This is a genomic window from Rothia sp. 32237D007AR (assembly GCF_053544675.1).
In genome coordinates this window covers 57,878-79,405 of record NZ_JBPPUO010000001.1, presented here as the reverse complement: position 1 = coordinate 79,405, position 21,528 = coordinate 57,878, and the positions used below count along the sequence as shown (strand labels likewise).

General features: G+C 53.6%; 21 protein-coding genes. 5 read left to right on the top strand and 16 right to left on the bottom strand.

Annotation, left to right across the window (positions count from 1 at the left end; translation table 11 throughout):
* Window positions 1-98: 98 nt before the first annotated feature.
* The 10 genes from ACED87_RS00390 to sdhC all read right to left on the bottom strand — a co-directional run bounded on the left by ACED87_RS00390 (window position 99) and on the right by sdhC (window position 11,348).
* Complete coding sequence (locus ACED87_RS00390; protein WP_449082045.1) at window positions 99-500, bottom strand: cytidine deaminase; 402 nt, start codon at window positions 498-500, stop codon at window positions 99-101.
* A 129-nt stretch (window positions 501-629) separates the two neighbouring features.
* Window positions 630-1,922 (bottom strand): ABC transporter permease, encoded by a 1,293-nt coding sequence (locus ACED87_RS00385; RefSeq protein WP_449082043.1) that lies wholly within the window; start codon window positions 1,920-1,922, stop codon window positions 630-632.
* Between the two features lie 2 nt (window positions 1,923-1,924).
* The gene (locus ACED87_RS00380; RefSeq protein ID WP_449082041.1) at window positions 1,925-3,223 is read right to left on the bottom strand and encodes an ABC transporter permease; all 1,299 of its coding nucleotides are present in this window, start codon (window positions 3,221-3,223) and stop codon (window positions 1,925-1,927) included.
* The gene (locus ACED87_RS00375; protein WP_449082039.1) at window positions 3,210-4,823 is read right to left on the bottom strand and encodes an ABC transporter ATP-binding protein; all 1,614 of its coding nucleotides are present in this window, start codon (window positions 4,821-4,823) and stop codon (window positions 3,210-3,212) included. Before ACED87_RS00375 ends, ACED87_RS00380 begins: the two co-directional genes overlap by 14 nt.
* A gap of 224 nt (window positions 4,824-5,047) precedes the next feature.
* Entirely contained in the window at window positions 5,048-6,145 is a 1,098-nt protein-coding gene (locus tag ACED87_RS00370) for a BMP family lipoprotein (protein WP_449082038.1), read from the bottom strand.
* Window positions 6,146-6,441: 296 nt separating this feature from the next.
* A complete protein-coding gene (locus ACED87_RS00365) occupies window positions 6,442-7,665 on the bottom strand; it encodes an amidohydrolase (protein WP_449082036.1) in 1,224 nt (407 codons plus the stop codon).
* A gap of 222 nt (window positions 7,666-7,887) precedes the next feature.
* Window positions 7,888-8,673, bottom strand: coding sequence for a succinate dehydrogenase iron-sulfur subunit (locus ACED87_RS00360; RefSeq protein WP_449082034.1), 786 nt, complete (start codon window positions 8,671-8,673; stop codon window positions 7,888-7,890).
* Between the two features lies 1 nt (window position 8,674).
* Complete coding sequence (sdhA, locus tag ACED87_RS00355) at window positions 8,675-10,438, bottom strand: succinate dehydrogenase flavoprotein subunit (RefSeq protein WP_449082032.1); 1,764 nt, start codon at window positions 10,436-10,438, stop codon at window positions 8,675-8,677.
* A gap of 40 nt (window positions 10,439-10,478) precedes the next feature.
* Entirely contained in the window at window positions 10,479-10,964 is a 486-nt protein-coding gene (locus ACED87_RS00350; protein WP_449082030.1) for a succinate dehydrogenase hydrophobic membrane anchor subunit, read from the bottom strand.
* A 3-nt stretch (window positions 10,965-10,967) separates the two neighbouring features.
* The gene (gene sdhC, locus ACED87_RS00345; protein WP_449082028.1) at window positions 10,968-11,348 is read right to left on the bottom strand and encodes a succinate dehydrogenase, cytochrome b556 subunit; all 381 of its coding nucleotides are present in this window, start codon (window positions 11,346-11,348) and stop codon (window positions 10,968-10,970) included.
* Window positions 11,349-11,662: 314 nt separating this feature from the next.
* Between sdhC and ACED87_RS00340 the strand changes: the two genes are divergently transcribed.
* From ACED87_RS00340 to ACED87_RS00320, 5 genes are all read left to right on the top strand, one after another.
* Window positions 11,663-12,772 carry a mannose-1-phosphate guanylyltransferase gene (locus tag ACED87_RS00340; RefSeq protein WP_449082026.1) on the top strand — a complete coding sequence of 370 codons (1,110 nt, stop codon included), beginning with the start codon at window positions 11,663-11,665 and terminating at the stop codon, window positions 12,770-12,772.
* 100 nt (window positions 12,773-12,872) lie between these two features.
* Window positions 12,873-14,213, top strand: coding sequence for a hypothetical protein (locus ACED87_RS00335; protein WP_449082024.1), 1,341 nt, complete (start codon window positions 12,873-12,875; stop codon window positions 14,211-14,213).
* 295 nt (window positions 14,214-14,508) lie between these two features.
* The gene (locus ACED87_RS00330; protein ID WP_449082184.1) at window positions 14,509-14,697 is read left to right on the top strand and encodes an IS3 family transposase; all 189 of its coding nucleotides are present in this window, start codon (window positions 14,509-14,511) and stop codon (window positions 14,695-14,697) included.
* A 413-nt stretch (window positions 14,698-15,110) separates the two neighbouring features.
* Window positions 15,111-16,346, top strand: coding sequence for a sensor histidine kinase (locus ACED87_RS00325; RefSeq protein ID WP_449082022.1), 1,236 nt, complete (start codon window positions 15,111-15,113; stop codon window positions 16,344-16,346).
* Window positions 16,347-16,387: 41 nt separating this feature from the next.
* A complete protein-coding gene (locus ACED87_RS00320; RefSeq protein WP_449082020.1) occupies window positions 16,388-17,050 on the top strand; it encodes a response regulator in 663 nt (220 codons plus the stop codon).
* Between the two features lie 13 nt (window positions 17,051-17,063).
* Here ACED87_RS00320 and ACED87_RS00315 read toward each other — a convergent pair whose 3' ends face one another.
* From ACED87_RS00315 to ACED87_RS00290, 6 genes are all read right to left on the bottom strand, one after another.
* Window positions 17,064-17,987, bottom strand: a complete 924-nt coding sequence (locus ACED87_RS00315) for a hypothetical protein (RefSeq protein ID WP_449082018.1) — start codon at window positions 17,985-17,987, stop codon at window positions 17,064-17,066.
* Window positions 17,988-18,000: 13 nt separating this feature from the next.
* Window positions 18,001-19,260 carry a M16 family metallopeptidase gene (locus tag ACED87_RS00310; protein WP_449082016.1) on the bottom strand — a complete coding sequence of 420 codons (1,260 nt, stop codon included), beginning with the start codon at window positions 19,258-19,260 and terminating at the stop codon, window positions 18,001-18,003.
* A 23-nt stretch (window positions 19,261-19,283) separates the two neighbouring features.
* On the bottom strand, window positions 19,284-20,150 hold the full coding sequence (locus ACED87_RS00305; RefSeq protein ID WP_449082015.1) for a hypothetical protein: 867 nt from the start codon (window positions 20,148-20,150) through the stop codon (window positions 19,284-19,286).
* Window positions 20,147-20,782 (bottom strand): flavoprotein, encoded by a 636-nt coding sequence (locus ACED87_RS00300; protein WP_449082013.1) that lies wholly within the window; start codon window positions 20,780-20,782, stop codon window positions 20,147-20,149. Before ACED87_RS00300 ends, ACED87_RS00305 begins: the two co-directional genes overlap by 4 nt.
* 204 nt (window positions 20,783-20,986) lie before the next feature.
* On the bottom strand, window positions 20,987-21,142 hold the full coding sequence (locus ACED87_RS00295; protein WP_449082012.1) for a hypothetical protein: 156 nt from the start codon (window positions 21,140-21,142) through the stop codon (window positions 20,987-20,989).
* A gap of 218 nt (window positions 21,143-21,360) precedes the next feature.
* Window positions 21,361-21,516 (bottom strand): hypothetical protein, encoded by a 156-nt coding sequence (locus ACED87_RS00290; RefSeq protein WP_449082010.1) that lies wholly within the window; start codon window positions 21,514-21,516, stop codon window positions 21,361-21,363.
* Window positions 21,517-21,528 lie beyond the last annotated feature (12 nt).

The window sequence follows — 21,528 nt, the reverse complement described above, 5'->3', positions numbered from 1 at the left end:
TCTCTTGCCATCCTGTTAGGGTCTTATCTTCCAGTATGCCAGTTCACGCCCCAGTGCAGGGCCCCAAAGAGGTGCCAGATCACAAATAGTCCAGCAACTTAGGAGGTAGCTAGACGGTCAGGGCCAAAAGCATCCGGCAGCATCTGCTCAATGGTCAGCACCCCACTAGTAGAACGCAGAAGCATACCGGGGGCACTGTGCTCATAGAGCAACTGACGGCACCGCCCGCAGGGCATGAGAGCCTTCCCCTCCTTATCAACGCAGGCAAAGGCAGCCAGCTTGCCGCCACCGGTGCGGAAGAGCTCAGACACCAAGGAACATTCGGCACAAAGAGTCAGCCCGTAAGAGGCATTTTCGATATTAGCGCCAGTAATCAGACGCCCATCAGTGGTCAGGGCAGCCGCGCCCACCGCGAAGTTGGAGTAGGGCGAGTAAGAGTTCGCTAGGGCTGCGGTTGCAGCAGCGGTGAGCTGGTCCCAGTCAATCTCTTGTGGAGTCATTGGTATCTTCCTTTGCAAGTTTTCTATCAGCACGGGGAGGCGGACGCCCCGGTAGCCGAAATTTAAGAACGTTAAGACGGCAGTGGCCGCTACCCCATGTGAAGGTAGCGGCCACCCGTCCGTCCGGACCTACTCCTTGATGTAGGGCTTACCCACAGCGGCAGGGCCACGGGAGCGCCCAACCAGGCCCGCCACCGCGAAGATAGTGACCAAGTAGGGCAACATAGCCAGCAACTCGGTAGGCACACTAGTGCCCAGAATAGAGAGCACAAACTGCAAGTTGAGGGAGAAGCCAAAGAGCAGAGCCGCTGAGAGAGCCCCAATAGGAGTCCAACGGCCGAAAATGAGGGCAGCAAGGGCGATGTAGCCTTGGCCGGCCGTCATATCAGAGTTGAAAGCTGAAACAGAAACCAGGGTGAAGAAGGCCCCACCCATACCTGCTACAGCACCCGCCAACAGGACGTTGGTGGCGCGTAGACGGTTAACGTTCACGCCCAGGGTGTCAGCAGCCTTAGGGTGCTCACCAACTGCACGAGTGCGCAACCCCCAGCGGGTCTTATTCAGGGCGAACCAGATGAGAGCTACCACCACATACATGAGATAGACCAGCACGTTCTGGTTGAAGAGGACGGGCCCAAGCACCGGAATCTCAGAAAGCCCAGGGATAGCGAAGGCCGGTAGCTTGGGAGCTGAGTTGAGGGTGGCGGCGTTAGGTTCAAGGACGCGGGCATAGAGGAAGCCAGTCAGACCTGAGACCAGCACGTTGACCACAACACCAACGATAACCTGATCTACCAGGTACTTGATGGAGAAGAGGGCTAGCAGGGTTGAGACAAGCATGCCACCTACCATGGCTGCTAGAAGACCTGCCCAGGGACTGCCGGTGGTAGAACCGACAATGACGGCTGAGAAGGCCCCTAGGAGGAGTTGACCTTCAATTGCGATGTTAACGATGCCAGAGCGCTCACACAGTAGGCCGCCCATGGATCCGAAGATCATGGGGATGGAGAGAAGCACGGCGCCGTTGAGTAGGGAGACGAGGGAGAGTTCTGGGTTGGTGGTGGAGCCGATGGCCCAGATGAGTAGGCCGGTGGCGAAGGTCAGCCAGAAGAGGGGCGCTACCCAGCGGCCTAGGGGTTTGCCAACCGAGGTGGTAATCAGGGCGTAGCCTGCCAGGGCAAGCATAATGGCAGAGGCTACCCAGCCGTAGATGTGGGGATTGATGCTCAGGGGCCGGGCGGAGAACCAGCTCACCCCCTCTGAGATGCCCAGGCGTAGGGTGCTTTGGGGGGCGCGGAGGGCGATGAGGTAGGTAGCAAGAATTGCAAGGACGCCGTAGATGGCGGTGTTCTTCCAGTTTTTAACGGCCTGTTTTTCTTGGGGTTTGGTGGTGGCGGTTTTTGAAGTTGCGATGACGCTCATGGTTATGCCTCCACGGCCTTCTTTTTAGCTGTCTTCTTTTTCTTGGGTTTGCCGGTGGGGTCAGGCAGGCGGAAGATGGCCCGAACCAGCGGGGGTGCGGCAATGAAGAGCACAATCAGGGCCTGAAGAACCAGGACGATATCGATGTTGGTTCCGGTGGCAACTTGCATGGTCACGCCGCCTGCGCGGAAGGCGCCGAAGAGGATGGCGGCGAAGAAGGTGCCCCAGGGGGTGGAGCGTCCTAGCAGGGCTACGGTGATGGCGTCAAAGCCTAGTGAGCCTGCGATGCCGATGGTGATAATTTTTTCGGTACCGGAGACTTGGGCGGTACCTGCCAGGCCTGCGAGGGCACCGGAAATAGCCATGACGATGATGTAGCCGGAAGCAACTGAGATTCCGGCGGTGCGGGCGGCGTTGGGGTTAGCACCAACTGCGCGCAGGCGGAAGCCGGTGGTGGAGCGGTTCAATAGCCAGCTAACGAAAATGACGGCCACGATGGCAACGAGGAAACCTAGGTGCAGGCGGAAGGGGTTGCCCAGGAGCAGGGGGAAGACTGCGTTTGCGGGGAGGGAGTCGGAGATGGGGTTGGAGCTACCGGTGGCTTGGAGGACAGGGGTTTTGAGCAGGTAGGTCAGGAGGTGGGCGGCGATGTAGTTCATCATGATGGACAGGATGACTTCGTGGGCCCCTGTCTTGGCTTTGAGGAGGCCGATGGTTCCACCCCAGAGGGCACCGCCGATGATGCCGCCGAGGATGATGAGGGGAATCATGAGGGGCAGGGGTAGGCCTGCGTTGAGGCCAACCCAGCCGGAGACGATTGCGCCGAGAATGATTTGGCCCTGAGCACCGATGTTGAAGAGCCCTGCGCGGAAGGAGAGTGCTACGGCCAGGCCCGCAAAGATGAGCGGAGTGGCCATAGTGAGGGTTTCGGTAATGGGTCGGATCTGTTGGGCGAAGCTTCTACCCTTGGGGTTGTAGATTGCGCCCTGGAGAAGGGCTAGGTAGGCCTGGTAGGCGGCGTTCCAGCCTGCGCTGAGGGTGTCCATGGGGCGGGCGAAGAAGTAGGAGGCCGCTTTCTGGGTGGCCGGGTCGGTTACTGCAATCAGTAGCCCACCGACGATGAAAGCTGCTAGAGCTGCGCCGATAGACAGGCCGATGCTGCCACCTGCGATGCGGGTAAAGGTGGTTGGCTTCTGTGTGGCTACTAGCTGGGAGGGAGCGTCCTGGGGCGGGGTTTTGACTGCTGTGTCGGCAGCAAGGGCAGGGTCTACCTGCGGGTTTGCGGGCTTATGCTCGCTCATTCTCTTCTCCTTCTGCCCAGGGGGTCTTGGGGGTAGGTGCCGTGTGTGCGGCGTGGGAAGTACTGGGAGTTTCTTGGTGGTCTGTAGAGGCTGCCAGGGCTTCTTGGTAGGTGGCTCCTGCCATCATCTGGCCAAGGACGGAGCGGGGTGTGCTGGGCGGGACGATGCCCATGAGCTCGCCGTGGAAGAAGACGGCGATGCGGTCAGCAAGCCCGTAGACTTCATCGAGTTCGGTGGAGACGATGATAACGGGCACGCCCTTGTCTCGTTCTTCGACGATGCGTTTGTGGATGAATTCGATGGAGCCGACATCGACGCCGCGGGTGGGCTGGGAGGCGACGAAGAGTTGGAGGGGGCGGGAGAGTTCGCGGGCGACCACAATTTTCTGTTGGTTACCGCCAGAGAGAGTTGAGGCGGCGTGCTCCTTGGAGCCCATACGAATATCGAACTCTGTGCCTACTCGGTCAGCGTTTTCAGAAATTTTGGTGCGGTTGAGGGTTCCGGCTGATGAGAATTCTTTGGTGTCGAAGAGGTCCAGGACCAGGTTCTCTGCAATGGAGAAGGAGCCGACCAGGCCGTCCTTGCTGCGGTCTTCGGGTACGAAACCTACACCTGCGCGAAGCACCTGTTTGGTGGTCTTGCCTAGTAGCTCGGTGCCGTTGAGTTTCATGGAGCCGCTAGCCTTGGGGTGCAAGCCGATGATGGTTTCTGCTAGTTCGGTCTGGCCGTTGCCTTGCACACCGGCGATGGCAAGAATTTCTCCGCCCTGGACGGTGAAGGTGACGTCTTTGAGCAGGGCCAGTCCGTTATCGGCGACCAAGGAGAGATTTTCTACGGCGAAGGTCTGGTCGTTGGTGTGGGCCTCGTCCTTATCGACGGTGAGTTGCACCGCCTTACCTACCATGAGCGAAGCTAGCTCGGTGGTGGACATAGAGGGATCTGCCTGACCGACGACCTTGCCGCGGCGGATGACGGTGATATCATCTGATATTTCGCGCACTTCGCGGAGCTTGTGGGAGATGAAGAGCAGGGACTTGCCGTCTTTGCGGAGCTGGTCCATGATGCCCAGGAGCTGGTCAGTTTCAGAAGGGGTGAGCACGGCGGTGGGCTCGTCTAGAATCAGGATTTCTGCATCGCGCACCAGGGCCTTGATGATTTCCACGCGCTGTTGCACACCCACGGGTAGGTTTTCCACGATGGCGTCGGGATCAACGGCGAACCCGTAGCGGTCTGAGATTTCTCGAATTTTACGGCGGGTGGTTTCTAGGTCCAGGGTGCCGTCTTTAAGAGATTCGGAGCCTAGGGCGACGTTTTCGGCGACGGTAAAGACGGGTACCAGCATGAAGTGCTGGTGTACCATGCCGATACCTGCAGCCATGGCATCTGAGGGCCCGGAGAACTCAACTGGCTGGTCGTCGATAAGCATCTGCCCTTCGGTGGGCTGGTAGAGGCCAAAGATGACGTTCATGAGGGTGGATTTGCCTGCGCCGTTTTCGCCCAGTAGGCAGTGGACTGTGCCGGGGCGGACCACAAGGTCGATGCTGTCGTTCGCGGTAAAGTCACCGAAGCGTTTGGTGACCTTGCGCAGTTCGAGTTTCATGGGGTGGCTTTCTGTGTGAGAACCGGGCACACGCTACAGCCGGGTGAGGGCTGCAGAGTGAAGGAGCGTTTGTTGCCTAGTTTAGCGGTTGAGACACCTATCGCTAAAGGCTACTTGTCGAGGTAAGTTCGTCGAGGTAAGTTCGCGAGACAGACAAAACGGCTCACGCCCTCATGGGTGAGGGTGTGAGCCGTTATCTAGGAGTCCACAGCCAACCTACCTGCCTAGGCGGTGGGGGTACCTGCGGTTTCGACCTTAATGGTGCCAGAGATGATGTCTTCCTTGATCTTGTCGAGCTCAGCCTTGGTCTCACCTGAGACTGCTGAGTCGAAGTGGTGGAAGGGAGCCAGAGCCACGCCGTCGTTCTCCAGGGTGCCGATGTAGGCATCGGAGGTGAAGTTGCCGTCCAAATCTGCCTTGATGGTCTCGGTGACGGCGGTGTCCATCTTCTTGAGGATAGAGGTCAAGATGATGTCAGCGTACTCAGGGTTGGTTTCAACACCATCGGCGTCAACCCAGACAACGGAGGCGGTGTGCTCAGGGTTGGTGGCGTTGTATTCCTTGACTGCTTCGAGGGTGCCAGCGCCTACAGGGCCAGCTACGGGCAGGATGATGTCAGCGCCCTGGTCCAGGAAGTTCTGGGTGTTGACCTTGCCCTTTGAGGCGTCATCGAAGTCCCCGGTGAAGGTACCTGACTGGTTCTGAGTGTTCCAGCCCAGCACCTGCACGTTGGTGCCCTTCTGCTGGTTGTAGTAGGCAACGCCCTGGGCGAAGCCGTCCATGAAGATGGTAACGGTGGGGTACTGGGCGCCGCCGTAGGTTGCGACCTTACCGGTCTTGGTCTGGGAGGCAGCCAGGTAGCCTGCCTGGAAGGCAGCCTGGGCGGTATCGAAGATGATGGGGCGCACGTTGTCCAGTTCGATGGAGTTATCATCGACGATAGCAAAGTGCATATCGGGGTTCTGGCTTGCTACTTCTTCGGTAGTCTTGGCCAGGTTGAAGCCGACGGTGATGGTCAGGTTGCAGCCTGACTGGACCATCTGGTTGACGTTGGGGCCGTAGTCGGTGTCTGATGAGGACTGAGCTTCTTTGAAGTCAATACCGTAGTCGGTAACAGCGTCTTTCAGGCCCTTGTAGGAGTTCTGGTTGAAGGACTTGTCGTTGAAGCCGCCGAAGTCAGAGACGATACAGCCCAGGTAGTCGCTGTTCTCGCCGGAGGCTGAGGATGAGTTTTCGGGGGCAGCGCCACATGCTGAGAAGAGCAGGGCTGAGATACCCAGGATGGAACCGGTGGATGCAAGGTGCTTACGTGAGAAAGCCATGGAGGTCCTTTTCGTACAGCCCTGAAAGCCAGCGGCGCATCATTGACGCCGTCTATATGCGAGTGCTACTTTCAGAGAATATTTTGCGTAACACAACACATCTTAGTGTGATTTATCTTCCTATTCACCCCCTATTCATCAGACAGGAAGTGAATCACGTAACAAAACACTGCTCTTTCACGGAAGAAAACAGCGTTTAGGCTAATCACACGCACAAGCAGACACCCCCGCCCAGCAGCGTCCTGCGTCATACCTGAAAAAATTTTCTAAAAACGCCGGCCAGCAAAAAATGAAGGTTAACTGCGAGATAGCTCCGTGCGGATAGCCCGCAGAGCCGTCGCCGCCATAACCTGCACCCCATACCCGATAGCACGCTCATCAGGTGCATAATCGCCCCGGTGCAAATCGTAGGTAACACCACCGGGCACACGAGTACCCAGGCGGATCAAAGCACCAGGCACCTCCTGCAGCATCCAGGCGAAATCCTCTCCACCCATGGACTGCTCCACCAGCACCACAGAGTCCTCCCCCAGTTCCGCACGCGAAGCAGCCTCAATCATGGCCACCTCATCTTCGACATTGACCGAGGGCGGAACCCCCCGGTAGTGCTCCAGCTCAACCTCTACGTTATAGGGGGCAGCAATTTGACCGACCACCTCATCGAGCATGGTACCAGCCTGCCGCCAAGCGTCCACATCTAAACAGCGCATGGTACCGGCAAGGAAAGCGGTAGAAGGAATAGCGTTAGGAGCAACCCCCGCCTCAATCTGCCCCCAGGCCACCAGCACCCCGGAGCGGACGTCCGTCTTACGGGAAAGCACCGCAGGCACGTTAATAGCAATTTGAGATAGGGCATAGATAACATCTTCTGTCAGATGGGGGCGGGAGGTGTGCCCGCCCCGGCCCTTAAGAATAATTTTGATGGTGTCTGATGCACTAGTAATTGCCCCAATGCGGGTGCCAATTTTGCCCACATCCACCTTAGGTTCGCAGTGCAAGGCAAAGGCACGAGGCACCCCTTTAAGAACGCCCTGAGCAATCACATCCACTGCCCCACCAGGTAGTTGCTCCTCAGCTGGCTGGAAGATTATACGCACCGTACCACCTAGCGGAATCTCGCTGTGCAAACGGTGCAAAGCAATAGCCACACCTAGCATGACGGTCTGGTGAATATCGTGCCCACACGCGTGCATGATCCCATCTATCTGCGAAGCGTAGGGCAAGTCGGTTTCTTCTTGAATGGGCAGGGCGTCTATATCTGCGCGCAGGGCAGCAGCCATGGGGCCAGAGCCTACATCCACATAGCAGCCGGTTCCCTTCAAATGCTGAGGGTGTAGCCCTGCCTCAGTGAGCGTGTGGAAGATACGTTCAGTCGTCTTATTCTCCAGGTAAGACAGCTCAGGGTTCTGATGGACGCTCCTGCGGAACTTAATAAGTTCAGGCACGAGAGAGCGAATGCGCTGGGCAAAGAAAGGAGCGCTTAGATCCAAAGAACTTGCAGCAAAAGAATAGGAGGACATGTATATAGAGTAGCCCCAATACCCCTGCTCCCTGAATTGTTTGTCTATAGGGGGCAGCAGACTCACAGCGAAGCTGCTGGCTCGGGGCTGGCGTGAATCGCTTGTGAGCGCTAGCGAACCAGCGAGAGGGTCGGCAGCGAGCGTGAGTCTGCCGCACCAGCATTCCTTCGTACAAAAAAGTCGCGCTCTACAGGGATATGGAGCGCGACTTTCTACCGGTGTTTAGAGGGAGCGAGCCAAGATAGCTTGCTTAACCTCGGCAATGGCCTTAGTTACCTCAATGCCTCGCGGGCATGCCTCGGTGCAGTTGAAGGTGGTGCGGCAACGCCAGACGCCTTCCTTATCGTTAAGAATCTCAAGGCGCATGTCACCGGCGTCATCACGAGAGTCGAAGATGAAGCGGTGGGCGTTGACGATAGCTGCCGGGCCGAAGTACTGGCCGTCAGTCCAGAAGATGGGGCAGGACGAGGTGCAGGCCGCGCAGAGAATGCACTTGGTGGTGTCATCGAAGCGGGCGCGGTCCTCTTGGGACTGGTGGCGCTCACGCTCTGGCTCATGGGTGCCGTTGATTAAGAAGGGCATAATCTCGCGGTAGGACTGGAAGAAGGGTTCCATATCTACGATGAGATCCTTTTCGCAGGGCAGGCCCTTGATAGGTTCAACGATGATGGGCTTAGACAGGTCAAGGTCTTTGAGCAGGACCTTACAGGCCAAACGGTTACGACCGTTGATGCGCATGGCATCAGAGCCACAGATACCGTGGGCGCAGGATCGGCGGAAGGACAGGGAACCGTCAATCTCCCACTTAATCTTGTGCAGGGCATCGAGTACACGGTCGGTGTCGTACATGGTCAGCTTGAATTCGTCCCAGTGGGCCTCTGCTGACTCTTCAGGGTTGTAGCGGCGAACTTGTACCGTCACGTCGAAAGTGGGGATAGCGCCCGCTTCGCCTGACTCAGACTCTAGCTCAACCTTGGATTCGGGTTCACGTGCTTCAAATTCAGCCATTTTAGTACTTACGCTCCATCGGTTCGTAGCGGGTGAAGGTCACGGGCTTAGTGTCAAAGCGTAGGCCCTTGATGCCTTCCATCTCGGCGTTCTCATCGAGGTAGACCATTGAGTGCTTCATGAAGTTGGCGTCATCGCGTTCAGGGTAGTCCTCACGGAAGTGACCGCCGCGGGATTCCTTGCGGTGCAGGGCCGCAATAGACATGACCTTAGCTAGTTCCAGCAAGAAGCCCAGCTCAACTGCTTCTAACAGGTCAAGGTTAAAGCGTTTGCCCTTGTCCTGAATCTGGATGTTCTTGTAGCGTTCTTCCAGTTCAACAATCTTATCGACGGCCTTGTGGATGGTTTCTTCGGTGCGGAAGACCTGCATGTCTGTGTCCATGACCTCCTGCAGTTCCTTGCGGAGCTGGCCCACCTTTTCGGTGCCTTCACCGTTACGGATCTGGTTGAGCAGTTCCAAGGTGGCATCTGCGGCGTCCTCAGGGATGGGCAGGAAATCGGTGGAGGCTGCGTATTCTGCCGCGTACATGCCAGCACGCTTACCGAAGACGTTAATGTCGAGCAGGGAGTTGGTGCCCAGGCGGTTGGAACCGTGTACTGAGACGCAGGCTACCTCACCGGCAGCGTAGAGGCCGGGGATGGTGTCCTCAGAGTTGGCGTGTACCTCTGCCTTGATGTTGGTGGGAATACCGCCCATAGCGTAGTGGGCTGTGGGGAAGACCGGTACCGGCTCGGTGTAGGGTTCTACACCCAGGTAGGTGCGAGCAAACTCGGTAATATCAGGCAGTTTCTCGTCGATGTGGGCGGGTTCAAGGTGGGTGAGGTCCAGTAGGACGTAGTCCTTGTTGGGGCCGCAGCCTCGCCCTTCACGAACCTCGTTAGCCATAGAACGGGCCACGATATCGCGGGGAGCCAGGTCTTTAATGGTGGGGGCGTAGCGTTCCATGAAGCGCTCACCGTCAGAGTTACGCAGAATACCGCCTTCACCGCGGGCAGCCTCAGAAACCAGAATGCCCAGACCAGCAAGGCCGGTGGGGTGGAACTGCACAAATTCCATATCTTCTAGCGGGATGCCGTTACGCAGGGCGATGGCCATACCGTCACCGGTGAGGGTGTGAGCGTTGGAGGTGGTCTTGAAGATTTTGCCGCAACCACCGGACGCGAAGATAACGCTCTTGGCTTGGAAGACGTGCACATCGCCGGTAGCTAGGTCGTAGGATACGACACCTGCCGGGCGGCGGACGCCGTCCTCATCTTCTACCATCACAAGATCAAGCACGTAGTACTCGTTGTAAAACTCTACGTTGTGCTTCACGCAGTTCTGGTAGAGGGTTTGGAGAATCATGTGGCCGGTGCGGTCTGCTGCGTAGCAGGCGCGGCGTACTGGGGCTTTACCGTGGTCGCGGGTGTGGCCACCGAAGCGACGCTGGTCGATGCGGCCTTCGGGGGTGCGGTTGAAGGGAAGGCCCATCTTTTCTAGGTCAAGCACGGCGTCGATGGCTTCCTTAGCCATGACCTCTGCGGAGTCCTGGTCTACTAGGTAGTCGCCGCCCTTGATGGTGTCAAAGGTGTGCCATTCCCAGTTGTCCTCTTCGACGTTGGCCAGGGCTGCGCACATACCGCCTTGGGCTGCACCGGTGTGGGAGCGGGTGGGGTAGAGCTTGGTGAGCACAGCGGTGCGGACGCGCTGGCCAGCTTCGATAGCGGCTCGCATCCCTGCGCCGCCTGCGCCGATAATGACGACGTCGTACTTATGTACCTGCATTGTCTGGTTGCTTCTTTCTAAAATCTAGAGCGCCAATAGCTTAGGGGGCGGTGCAGATGGAGGGCAGAAGTTCTGCGGCAGCACCGGCGGGGCAGGGGTCAAAGGTGAAGATGACCAGGGTGCCCAGCAGAATAACGAAAGCTGTGGCTAAAAAGAGGGCTATCTTCAGTACGAAGCGTACCCAGTCCTTTTCGGCATAATCATCGATGATCACGCGGATGCCGTTAGCCCCGTGCAGCATAGCCAGCCACAGGAGCAGCAGGTCCCAGACCTGCCAGAAGGGGTTTGCTAGCTTACCGCCGACGAAACCGAAGTCGATACGGTGTACGCCTTCACCCATCATGAGGTTGACGAAGAGGTGGCCAAAAATCAGAATGACCAGCAGAACGCCAGATACTCGCATGTAGAGCCAGGCGAACATCTCAAAGTTGTTGCGCTTAGAAGAGGCCCGATTGTATTTGACACCTGAGACGGTGTTGTCGCGGCTGCGGGGAACCGAAATCTTGGTTTTCAGAGGAGTTGCCATGTCTTAGTGACCCCCAAAGACGAGCATGATGTGACGGATGAGGAAGGGAACCATGACCAGAGCCCAGAGCACTAGAACACCCCAGAGCATAGCTTTTTGCTTCCGGGCACCGTTCTTCCAGAAGTCCACCAGGATAATGCGGATGCCGTTAAAGGCGTGATAGACGATAGCTGCCACAAGGGCTGCTTCGCCCATACCCATAAGGGGGTTCTTGTAGATGTGCATGACAGCGTTGTAGGCCTCAGGAGAGACGCGGACGACGGCAGTATCAAGCACGTGCACTAGCAAGAAGAAGAAAATGGCGATACCGGTGATGCGGTGGGCAACCCACGACCACATGCCTTCACGGCCGCGGTATAGCGTGCCCTTGGATGTATTCGGCACTGGATAACCTCCTGTGTTACGAAGTGACACACCGACAGGTTCAACCCGTTAGCGCACCTACGCAACATACGTATTGTGTGTTCTACTCAACATTAGATTATCAGGTTTTCAGGTCACTTACTTACAGCGTGTCACCACTCATCAGGCCAGTTTTTTGCGCCATATTAGAGAAGATTTTTATGGCTTTAAACTACCTTTCGGGAGCTTCGTAGGGTAATTGCCATAAAGATTTAGAGCAAAAGTGACTCTTATCGTATATGCAGGGGAAAAGATTTCATCCTTATGCCGTCAAATCTCGGTACACTGTAAAAACAATGAGAACACCACTTGAACGGTTCTACCCCCTCATTCCGGCCGGCGGCGTAGGGTCCCGCCTATGGCCCCTCTCTCGCGCCGTAGAACCTAAATTTCTGCTTGACCTGACCGGGACAGGTTCATCCCTGCTCCGCGCCACCTACGATCGCTTGGTTGACCTTGCAGCCAACGGCGTCCTTGTCGTCACCGGCCAGGCCCACGCCAACGCCGTCACCCAACAGCTTTCAGAGCTACGCGGATCCGACCTGGTACTCGAGCCCTCACCCCGCGATTCCGCTGCCGCCATCGGCCTAGCCTGCGCCATCCTGCATGAGCGCGACCCTGAGGCTATCATCGGCTCTTTCGCAGCTGACCACGTCATCAGCCCTGTTGAAGAATTCCAGGCTGTAGTACGTGAGGCTGTCCATGCTGCTGCCTCCGGCAAGATTGTCACTATCGGTATCGAGCCCACTGAGCCTTCCACCGCCTTTGGCTACATCAAGGCAACCCAGAACCTGGGGCTAGAGGATGCTCCCAGCGTCCTGGCTGTTGAGCAGTTCGTTGAAAAACCCGATCAGGCCACCGCCTCAGAGTATCTAGCCAGTGGCGACTACACCTGGAATGCTGGCATGTTCGTAGCCCCAGCTTCCCTCATGTTGCAGCACCTTGAAGCCAACGAACCGGAACTTTACGCCGGAATTATGGAAATTGCTCGCGCCTGGGATACCCCCGCACGCGAAGACTGCATGAACCGTCTCTGGGAGACCCTACCCAAGACCGCCATCGACTATGCAGTAGCGGAACCCGCCGCAGCAGCCGGAGATGTAGCTATGGTCCCTGGGCGTTTTAGCTGGGACGATGTGGGCGATTTTGATGCTGTGGCCCGCCTGAACATCGAAAAGAGCGGTGAAGAGCTTTTCGTGCTGGGAGATAAGTCCAGCGTCATGAGTGAAAGCTCCACCGGCATCGTGGTTAACAAGACCGGCCGCAAGATTTCGGTCATTGGCATCGACGATGTAGTTGTGGTTGATACCGCAGATGCCCTGCTTGTTACCGTGCGCAATGACGCCCAGAGCGTGAAGAACACTGTCAATACTCTCAAAGAGCTGGGCCAGGGCAACCTGCTCTAGTGCATTAGAGATAAGAGAGGGCCCGCACCGGTAAAAGGTGTGGGCCTTTTTTGAGAGCAATATTGTGTAAATGATTCTCATTTAGTTTAGACTGGTGTGCATGCACAAAACCTCTCATACTCTCTTTACCGTTGTCAGCGCTACCCTAGCTCTTGCCCTTGCAGGCTGCGGGGCAGCGAACACCTCAGCTGACACCGCAAACTCAGACAAGCCCAGCGCCACTGCAACCGCAGAACGCCCCGTCATCACCGAAGCCTCCACTCCCTCAACCCGCATCGCCCTGACCTACGATGGCGGTATCATGATCGTGGACGGCAAGACCTTCGAGGTCATCGAAACCATCGAAAAAGACGGCTTCTTGCGCCTACAGTCCGCTGGCGACAACCGCCACCTGGTCGTAGCTGACGGCTCCTCCTTCACCATGCTCGATATGGGCGCCTGGTCACAGAAGCACGGCGACCACGGCCACTCATACACCACCACCCCCACCCTGACTAACCTCAGCTTCGCAGCTGACGGCACCGGCCACGTCATCACCGACCACGGTCGCAGCGCCATGTTTGCAGATCACACCGGCACTATCGAAATCTACAACCCGGCAGAACTCACCGGCGAAGATAACTACACCGCCACCAGCCTGACCACCGAAACCATCAAGCTACCCCAGGCCCACCACGGCCTTGCCATCCCCCTGGATAACAACCAGTACCTGGTTTCAGTTGGCACCGAAGAAGCCGGCACGGGCGCTGCCGTCATTAACGCTGACGGGTCTGTAGTCACCGAGAACCTGGAATGCCCCGGTATTCACGGTGAAGCTATCGCCGCAGATGACACTTTCACCCTTGGCTGCCAGGACGGCGCTCTCATCTACAAGGATGGCGCTTTCACTAAGGTCTCCAACCCCGAAGACCCCTACTCACGTTCAGGTAACCAGTTCGGTTCAGCAGACTCAGCTATCGTACTTGCTGACTACAAGACCGATAAGGACGCCGAACTCGAACGCCCCGGCCAGTTCGCCCTGATTAACACCATCACCAAGGAACGCACCAAGGTTGCCCTACCTGAGGGTGTCTCCTACACCTTCCGCTCCCTGGCCCGTGGCCCTGAAGGCTCCCACCTGGTTTTGACCACTGACGGTAAGCTGCGTTTCTGGGCTGAGGACGGCACCGAGCTGGGTTCCGTTGACGTTGTAGCCCCCTGGAGCGAGCCTGAGGACTGGCAGGAGCCCCGCCCCGCTATCTGGGTTGACGGTGAAACTGCTTACGTGACCGACCCCGCTACTAAGAAGCTGCACGTTATCTCCCTGGCAAAGATGTCTGAGGGCACCGCTGAAGTTTTCGCAAGCGCTGACCTGCCCCAGGTACCCAACGAGATTAACGGTATCTCCCGCAACGCCCACCTCGTCACTGACCACGAAACCGACTTCGGCCACGACGCCTAAGCCCTGGTAGAAAAGTCTCTGGTAGAACAAGCCCTATAGCAAGGGCCCCCTACAAAAGACCCTGCTTCTTCACCCATGTGAACTGCTCCCCATTTGTTGGACCAACAGAACAAACTCCAACAAACGGGGAGCATTTCTCATATGCACACGAAGTTCTCTCACCCAACATCAAAGAGAACAACTCATCGAATCAGGGGTTCCCAGTATCAGCATTCCAGTTAGAAGAAACTAATTGAATCGGTCAGGGGGTGCTCATTCCATACCGTGTAAGGGTAACGGTTACGATAATGCGGTGATGGGGAATTTCTTCAGCCACCTTAAATCTGAGATATATTACGGAGAAAGTTCCGCCAATGTTGAGGATTGGTGTCAGGTAGTTGATAAATATATATGTTGGTACAACAATGGCAGGGGCAAGAAGCGCTTCAAGGGTCTGGCTCCGTTGGAGCACCGGAGCCATGTTTTGAATATCTTAGCCGCCTAGAATTTAGCTCAGTCCAACTTTCGGGGCTCGTCCAGAAGACAAAATCTTTAGACCTTGAACTTAAGTACAACAATAGGTAGTCCTCTTCTGAACTTTTGTATATGCACCTCAGGGAGCCTAATACTCCACAATAGATAGCAGGACAACAGTTCACCTCACGACGTTAAGGACTCCGAACCATGAAGAACATCCGCAAGGCGCTGGCTTTTACCTCTGTCGCCGTTGCTCTCATCCTCGGGTTTTCACCTGCGCAGGCTACTTCATTTCCACGGAATATCGATGTTCAGATTTCCTCAGCTTCAGTAGCTATCGCACCCCCTGCCTTCTTTGGCTGGCTTTGCAGAATAGGAATATGTGACTAACATTCATATATTCCGAAGCAGTATGGCGAAAGGGTTTGATAGCATAAACCCATGACGACAAGCCCCCGTAGTATCTCCAACAAGAAGTGGTTTCCTCTTGGTCCGCCCATGAGGGCACTGTTTATTTGCCTGGTATTTATCTTTGTTACGGTCGATTTATCTTTGGGGGTCTATGAAAACACAGATACTCAGAATCGTGTATGGGCTATTGCGATTGCCTATCTACCCGTTTTTATGATGGGGTTTGGGCTCATGCCCGGCATTTATGGCTGGTATTTTTCTCTTGCGAACATTACGGTACTCTATAGCGATTCCGGTTTTACCTGGGCTGGATTCTCATCAGCCGCAATTCTAGTATCTGTGTACTGCGCTTATCTGGCGCCAAAACGTCATGTCATAACGTTCGGCATTGTTCTATGTGCTTTTGTTGCATACCCGAGCTGGGGGTCCGATGTTTCAATCGCTCAGCTCTTCACATCATCATTAGCACTGTTTTCATACGCCGCAGGATTAGTACTCAGAAAATTCCGGCTTCAGCGAGAAAAAGACCAGCAAAAGATTATTGCTATTCGGGAAGCCCAACTCCAGGCACGGAATGAGGAACGCACTCGTCTTGCCTACGAGTTACACGATATTGTTGCGCATGAAGTCACCATTATCGCTATGCAGGCACGACGCGCACAGTTCGCAAAGAATTCAGAAAGTACAGCCGCTATTCTGACTGGAATCGGGGATTCTGCAAGTCAAGCGCTCGAGGATCTTCGCAAGCTGGTGACTGTCCTTAAAGCTGAGAAAAATGACTCGCCTGAGGGCGAACTACCCGGTGCTCCCCAGGCGGAAGAGAATCTATTGCTGGGCAGCACCCGACTTTCAGGGGAAACCACTTCAGCAATGGCTCTCACCCACGATTTACATAAAATATCTGATGCTCTAGAAGGTGCAGGTTTTACTGTTACCTTGATTGTTAATGGGGATGTAAGCCTTATTCCTTTGGCATCACGTCAAGCGCTACGACGTACAGCTCGCGAGATAGGAACCAACATTCTCAAGCACGGTTCCCCTGATGGATCTGTAAAAATTGACCTTACGGTGGGGCAACATAACGTCATGCTATCCTCAGAGAACGTTATCTCTCGCAACGAACCTGTTTCTTCATCTTTGACTGGGTTAGAATCAATGAAGGCTAGATTTCACGACTTAGGCGGAACATTGTCTTATCAAGATGATGGCGGCGTGTGGAGAATCCAGGTCAGTCTCCCCCTGCCTAAAACTATGTCCAGGGTTTAGTTGCCACTTTAGCTTGTTTACACGTAGCGAAGGAACTATTCATGGTTAAAGTCCTCCTTGTAGATGATGAATCCCTCATTCGTAATATTTTGAGGGATTATCTTTCCTCTGATGAAAGCCTGGAAGTGGTAGGGGAAGCCTCAAATGGCAAGTTGGCGATTTCACAAGCAAGAGCTTTACAACCAGATGTGATTTTGATGGACATGCAGATGCCTCTGATGGACGGTGTTGAGGCAACCCAGTATATTCACCATTCTTTTCCTGATATAAGAATATTGGGGCTGAGCACCTTTGCCACTGATCGCTATGTTGTTGATCTCTTACGAGCCGGTGCGTCAGGTTACCTGGTGAAGGATTCTCTCCCTGAGGAGGTCACCAGCGCAATTCATACCGTTTACGCCGGTGGATCCGTGTTGTCCCCTGAGGTAACCCGTTATGTGGTGCAGGGGCTTGAACAATCGATACCTACTGAGATTTCCCCCGATGAAGAACTCATGTCTCTTCTTACCGCTAAAGAAATAGAGGTTATTGAGCTTCTCGCCCGCGGGTTGAACAATAAAGAGATGGCTGCAGAACTTTTTGTTACTGAATCAACGATTAAAGCGCGTTTTGTGAAAATTATGGAAAAGATGCAGGTACGCGACAGAGTTCAGATTCTGGTTAAAGCTATTGAACACAACCTCATCAACCTAAAAACCTGGTAAATCCATAAATTTACTATTTTTTAACAAGGTCAAGCCCTAGAACAGCTCCAATCGGATAGACCAATTCAGCGAAAGCTGGGGCAAGATTCTCTAGGCTAAGGCTGTTGATACGATGTGTATCTAGTAAAGCGTCAATACCCCAACCCATCACGCTGTACTGCGTTAAAAACCTTGCTAAATTATCGGGTGCCAGACGCGGGCGGCTGAGATTACTGAAAGAAAACTGTTTAACCTGCTCAAATTCCGTCCTACTATAATTTTCAGGAATACTAATAACTGCCTTTGCTGTGTTCTCTAGAACTTCTAATATCTCTCCGCTTTCGCTATTTTCTCCACTACAGCTCCAGATGATACGTGGTTTCCCTTCAACCAATGCGCGCATCGGCTGAAGGCTAATCCTAGCGGGTAGACACGACGCCACAAACGGGTTCATAGGATTCATGAGCAAACACATGGCAACAAAGGTTTCAAGGCTTCCCACTTTGGCGGCTGGCTCCGGGCCTGCGATGATGATATGTTCTGTTGAGCCTTTCTGGTATCGCTGAAGGTTTGCAGTTACTTCCTCTGCCTCAGTTGTAGGGGGAACGCAAAAGGCGGGGAAGCTCTTTGCCACAGCTTCAGGAGCAACAATGACAACTGTTGCTTGGCCACTAGAAATATCAGGATTCTCATCAAAAATTTGAGTAAAGTGCTGTATCCAAGTTTGCACATTCGTTGGGTTCATCACAAATGATGCTAATCCTACCTGCTGATTACTATCCCGTATGATTAGTAGGGGTTGGCTACCTACGACCAAGTTGGTCTGCTCCACAGCAGCTATCACCATAGCTTCTAGATAATTCTCACGAGCGGCAGCAGGCCAGCCAACTGTCATAAAAGTATGCTCTGACCTGTGATCGCTGACAGTAATGAGGGTGTAGTTCTTCGGAGTAAACATAATGGTATTCCTCTTAGGTATTAGTGCCGATAATTAGGGAAGCAAAAACCTGGTTTTCAAAAGAGTCGGCAGCTTTATTGGCTAGTTCCCGTAGAGTATCCGTCTGATTTTCGATATTACGGAGGCGCCTTGTTAATCTATAGATATAGTGAGGGTCATATCGAATAACAGCATCACGAGCCATTACACGAGAGATTTTCTGATCGTTATAAATATTGCTTTCCAGCCGAAGAATTGCTCTCTGAGCAGCAAGTTTCACAGCACTATCCGAAGCTGTTTTAACCGAGTTAAAACGGTCGGCAGGTTCCAGAGGGGCATTGGTGTCATCAACAAGAACAAAAAGATCATCATATGGTGTATCAGCAACGCCAAAGATACCCGCACTTGCATCTAATGCCCGCACACCAGACAAGGTTTCTGCCACCAGCAAGCTACCTAGTAAATGAGGGCTGATTATATCTGTATCGACATTACGGGTCACGGAAATCCTTCGTGAACCCCATTCTACGGGCTGGTTCAAATAGCTAGTGACGCTTCGCTGGATAGGCTGGCCAGCACCTTTCCTCTGACTTATTTTTGCAGTGGCAGCACTATGTGCATGGTGAACTAAACCTAGTTTGGCCAAGGCTCTTTCAACATAACCGAACACTTGTTCAGCAGGGAGCGGGCTAATAATTACTACAACGGACTCGCCCAGCTGATAGTAACGCTGATGGATGTCGGTGAGGGCAGTGGTGGTGGCTCGTTCACGAAGCCCCAAATCACCGCTACCATCATGCCCGTTAGCATAATCAGACCAAAACTGACCGGTAAGGTGTGGCCAAGGAAGAACTCCACCAGGTGCTTTAGCCAGTCTGTGGAAGCGTTCGGTGGCAACTGCTTGAACTTGGTCGTCAAGCTGATGGACTTTAAAGGCAGGAAAGAATACCTGTTCTAGGATTCTATGTAGCGAAATTTTCAAATAAATTGGGTTGCCTGTCTCATAGAACTCGGTGTAGTCCATATGCGTATTACCGCCGAGAATTCCTCCTTCACTTGAAATAGCAGTGCCTCGCTGGTCAGCTGTAGAGGCATGAGAATCCTGGTAAATCATGTGTTCGATAAGGTGAAAGAACCCTTCTTGCCCAGGTTCCTCGTCACGCATACCAGCAGGTACTGCCAAACTGATAGAAAAATTAGTTGCCCTTTGATCATGAACAGCGATAGCACGTAAACCCTCGACTATAAGCTCTTCATGGCCGTGATTTTTCAGGAGTGTACGGTTAAAACTCATAAGAAGTTACCTCCCTTTCATATCTATCGATTAAGATAGTCAGTAGCTAATTCGATGAGAAGCTGAGTGGCTTGAAGATTTGCTCCCGCATAATGGTGCCAGTCATAGGCATGATGAATAAGACGGAAGGCGATGCCCGAATTTAAGTTATTTTCCAGGAAGTCCCCGTACCCTGTGAGAAATCCTTTCTGGAGATTGACCAGTTTCGGTCGCAACCTAGGGTAGAAAGCATATAATTCAGCAAACTCTCCTAGGACCCAGCCAATGTCATATTCTGGTAGGGCGTAACCAACATCTTCGCCGCTTAACAAGGCTCCAGTAACCTGCCTATCTGAGACAAGCCAGCTAATAAAACCTGCGTTCCCGTGCGATACCACCAAGTTTGCACCACAGGTAACGCTCCTCTCCCACTGCCTTAGCTTTTCAAAGTGCTCAGTGACCAGAACTTTGTTGAGGTACTCCCACCCCTCTTCATTCAGCCAGTGGTGGGAGCGTACCGCAGTTCGAGGCAGGTAGGAAGCAGATGGTGTATTTCCTGAGACCGGTAGCTGGTGCACTTCCCGCAGCGCGGATCCCCAAGCCTTTCCTACCATCTGGTAATAGTTCAAGTGGTACTGCCCTTCTGAATCCATCACGCAGGTATAGATTGGTGTATACCCAGTTAGAGGGTAAAAACGTTCTTTGGAACTTCCCTGCCCCCACACCAAAGCTGAAGGTCGTTCTTCTTGAGGCATGAAATGCAGGGTGTTAAAAGGCAGAGATGCTGAATTACCTAAAGTGTGCACCAGCCCTCGCTGTTCGCCAGCAGACCACTTTTCAATCTTTAAAAGACCGGTAGATGATAGTAGGGTCCGCTCGGGCTGACTGGGTGTAGTCTCAGTAAGGATCATGCTGCCCTTTCGTAGGCTGAGCCTAAGCGAGCTACCCGATGCCCTTCAATCATCCGAAGTACAGAAACAAAAGTTGGCGGAACCCAGGCCAAAGCAGTATCGCTTGACTCGCTAGGTCCCGGAACAGGATCGATGACCAGGTAATCAGAAGGCTGACGAAGTTTCCTCAGCACTTCTTGAATCGCAGGATGTTTTATTGACCGAGGGGGGAAGGAAGGGGCTATACAGACCTGCGCTTCTGTAGCAATTGCAGCCAGAAGAGAAGGAGAGTCTGTAATTCCATGCGCTAAGCGTGAAGCATAGTCTAAGGTAGCCGGATAGATTAATATGAGGTCTGCCCACTCAGCTATATCGATGTGCTCAGCAATAATATTATCTGCCCAGATATCATTTTGGATTCGGGAACGTGAGCTTGATTCTATGCCATGTCTTGTCACAAACCGGTATGCAGATTCACGCATGATTATGCGAAAATCCACCTGTGGCATGGTTTTTCTCGCCCATTCAATCCAGTAGGGCATAACCTGAGTTACAGCCGATCCTGTTAGTACTAGCGCCACCTTCGAGTATCCGAAGCCAGGCAGGGAGAAGTCTTCTTGCAGTGGCTCATCTATAGGATTTTTCGGTGCCATAAGATTCCTCTAACTGATAGAATGAATTTGTTTATAGATAGTTGCGGTGCTGGAATTTTGATGTGAGGTTAAAATTCCAGCACCGACCGTTTATTACTTCATCACGAAATACACAAGATAAAAGAATTTCTAAGCACTCATAAACGAATGGTCGCACTTTTTACCAAAACAATTATGCATATATCGTGACCAACCGTCTATTTATTAGCAGCCAGCAGTCAAAGTCAACCCGATAACAACGCCTGCGCAGAAAGGGGTAGTTGCGGGTGCATCAGAAGCTGCATCTGCTCCCAGTTCTGCTGAAGCAGCAAAAACGGTATGTGCATCTGCCAGTTCCACAAGGTTTGCATTCTGAGCCATAATCGGTTCTCCTTAAATAAAAAGTAATTAGGGGTTACTTGCAACAGCAAGTCCTAATATAAAAAATTTTGTTTATAGTTAGTTGCGGCGCTGGAAATTACATGAAAAATGAAAATTTTCCCCACCAGTTCTATAATATATTTTGCAAGTCGCTTTCCAGCACCTCTAAGCGTTATTTGTGCTGCGAGGAAAATTGCAAAATAGTTACTTATATTTTTCTAGCAGCCAGTACCCAGAGTTGCACCAACAATGATGCCGACACAAACGGGGCTAGTTGCGGGCGCTTCAGAAGCTGCATCTGCTCCCAGTTCTGCTGAAGTAACAAAAGCGGTATGTGCATCTGCCAGTTCCATAAGATTTGCATTCTGAGCCATGATAGTCTCACT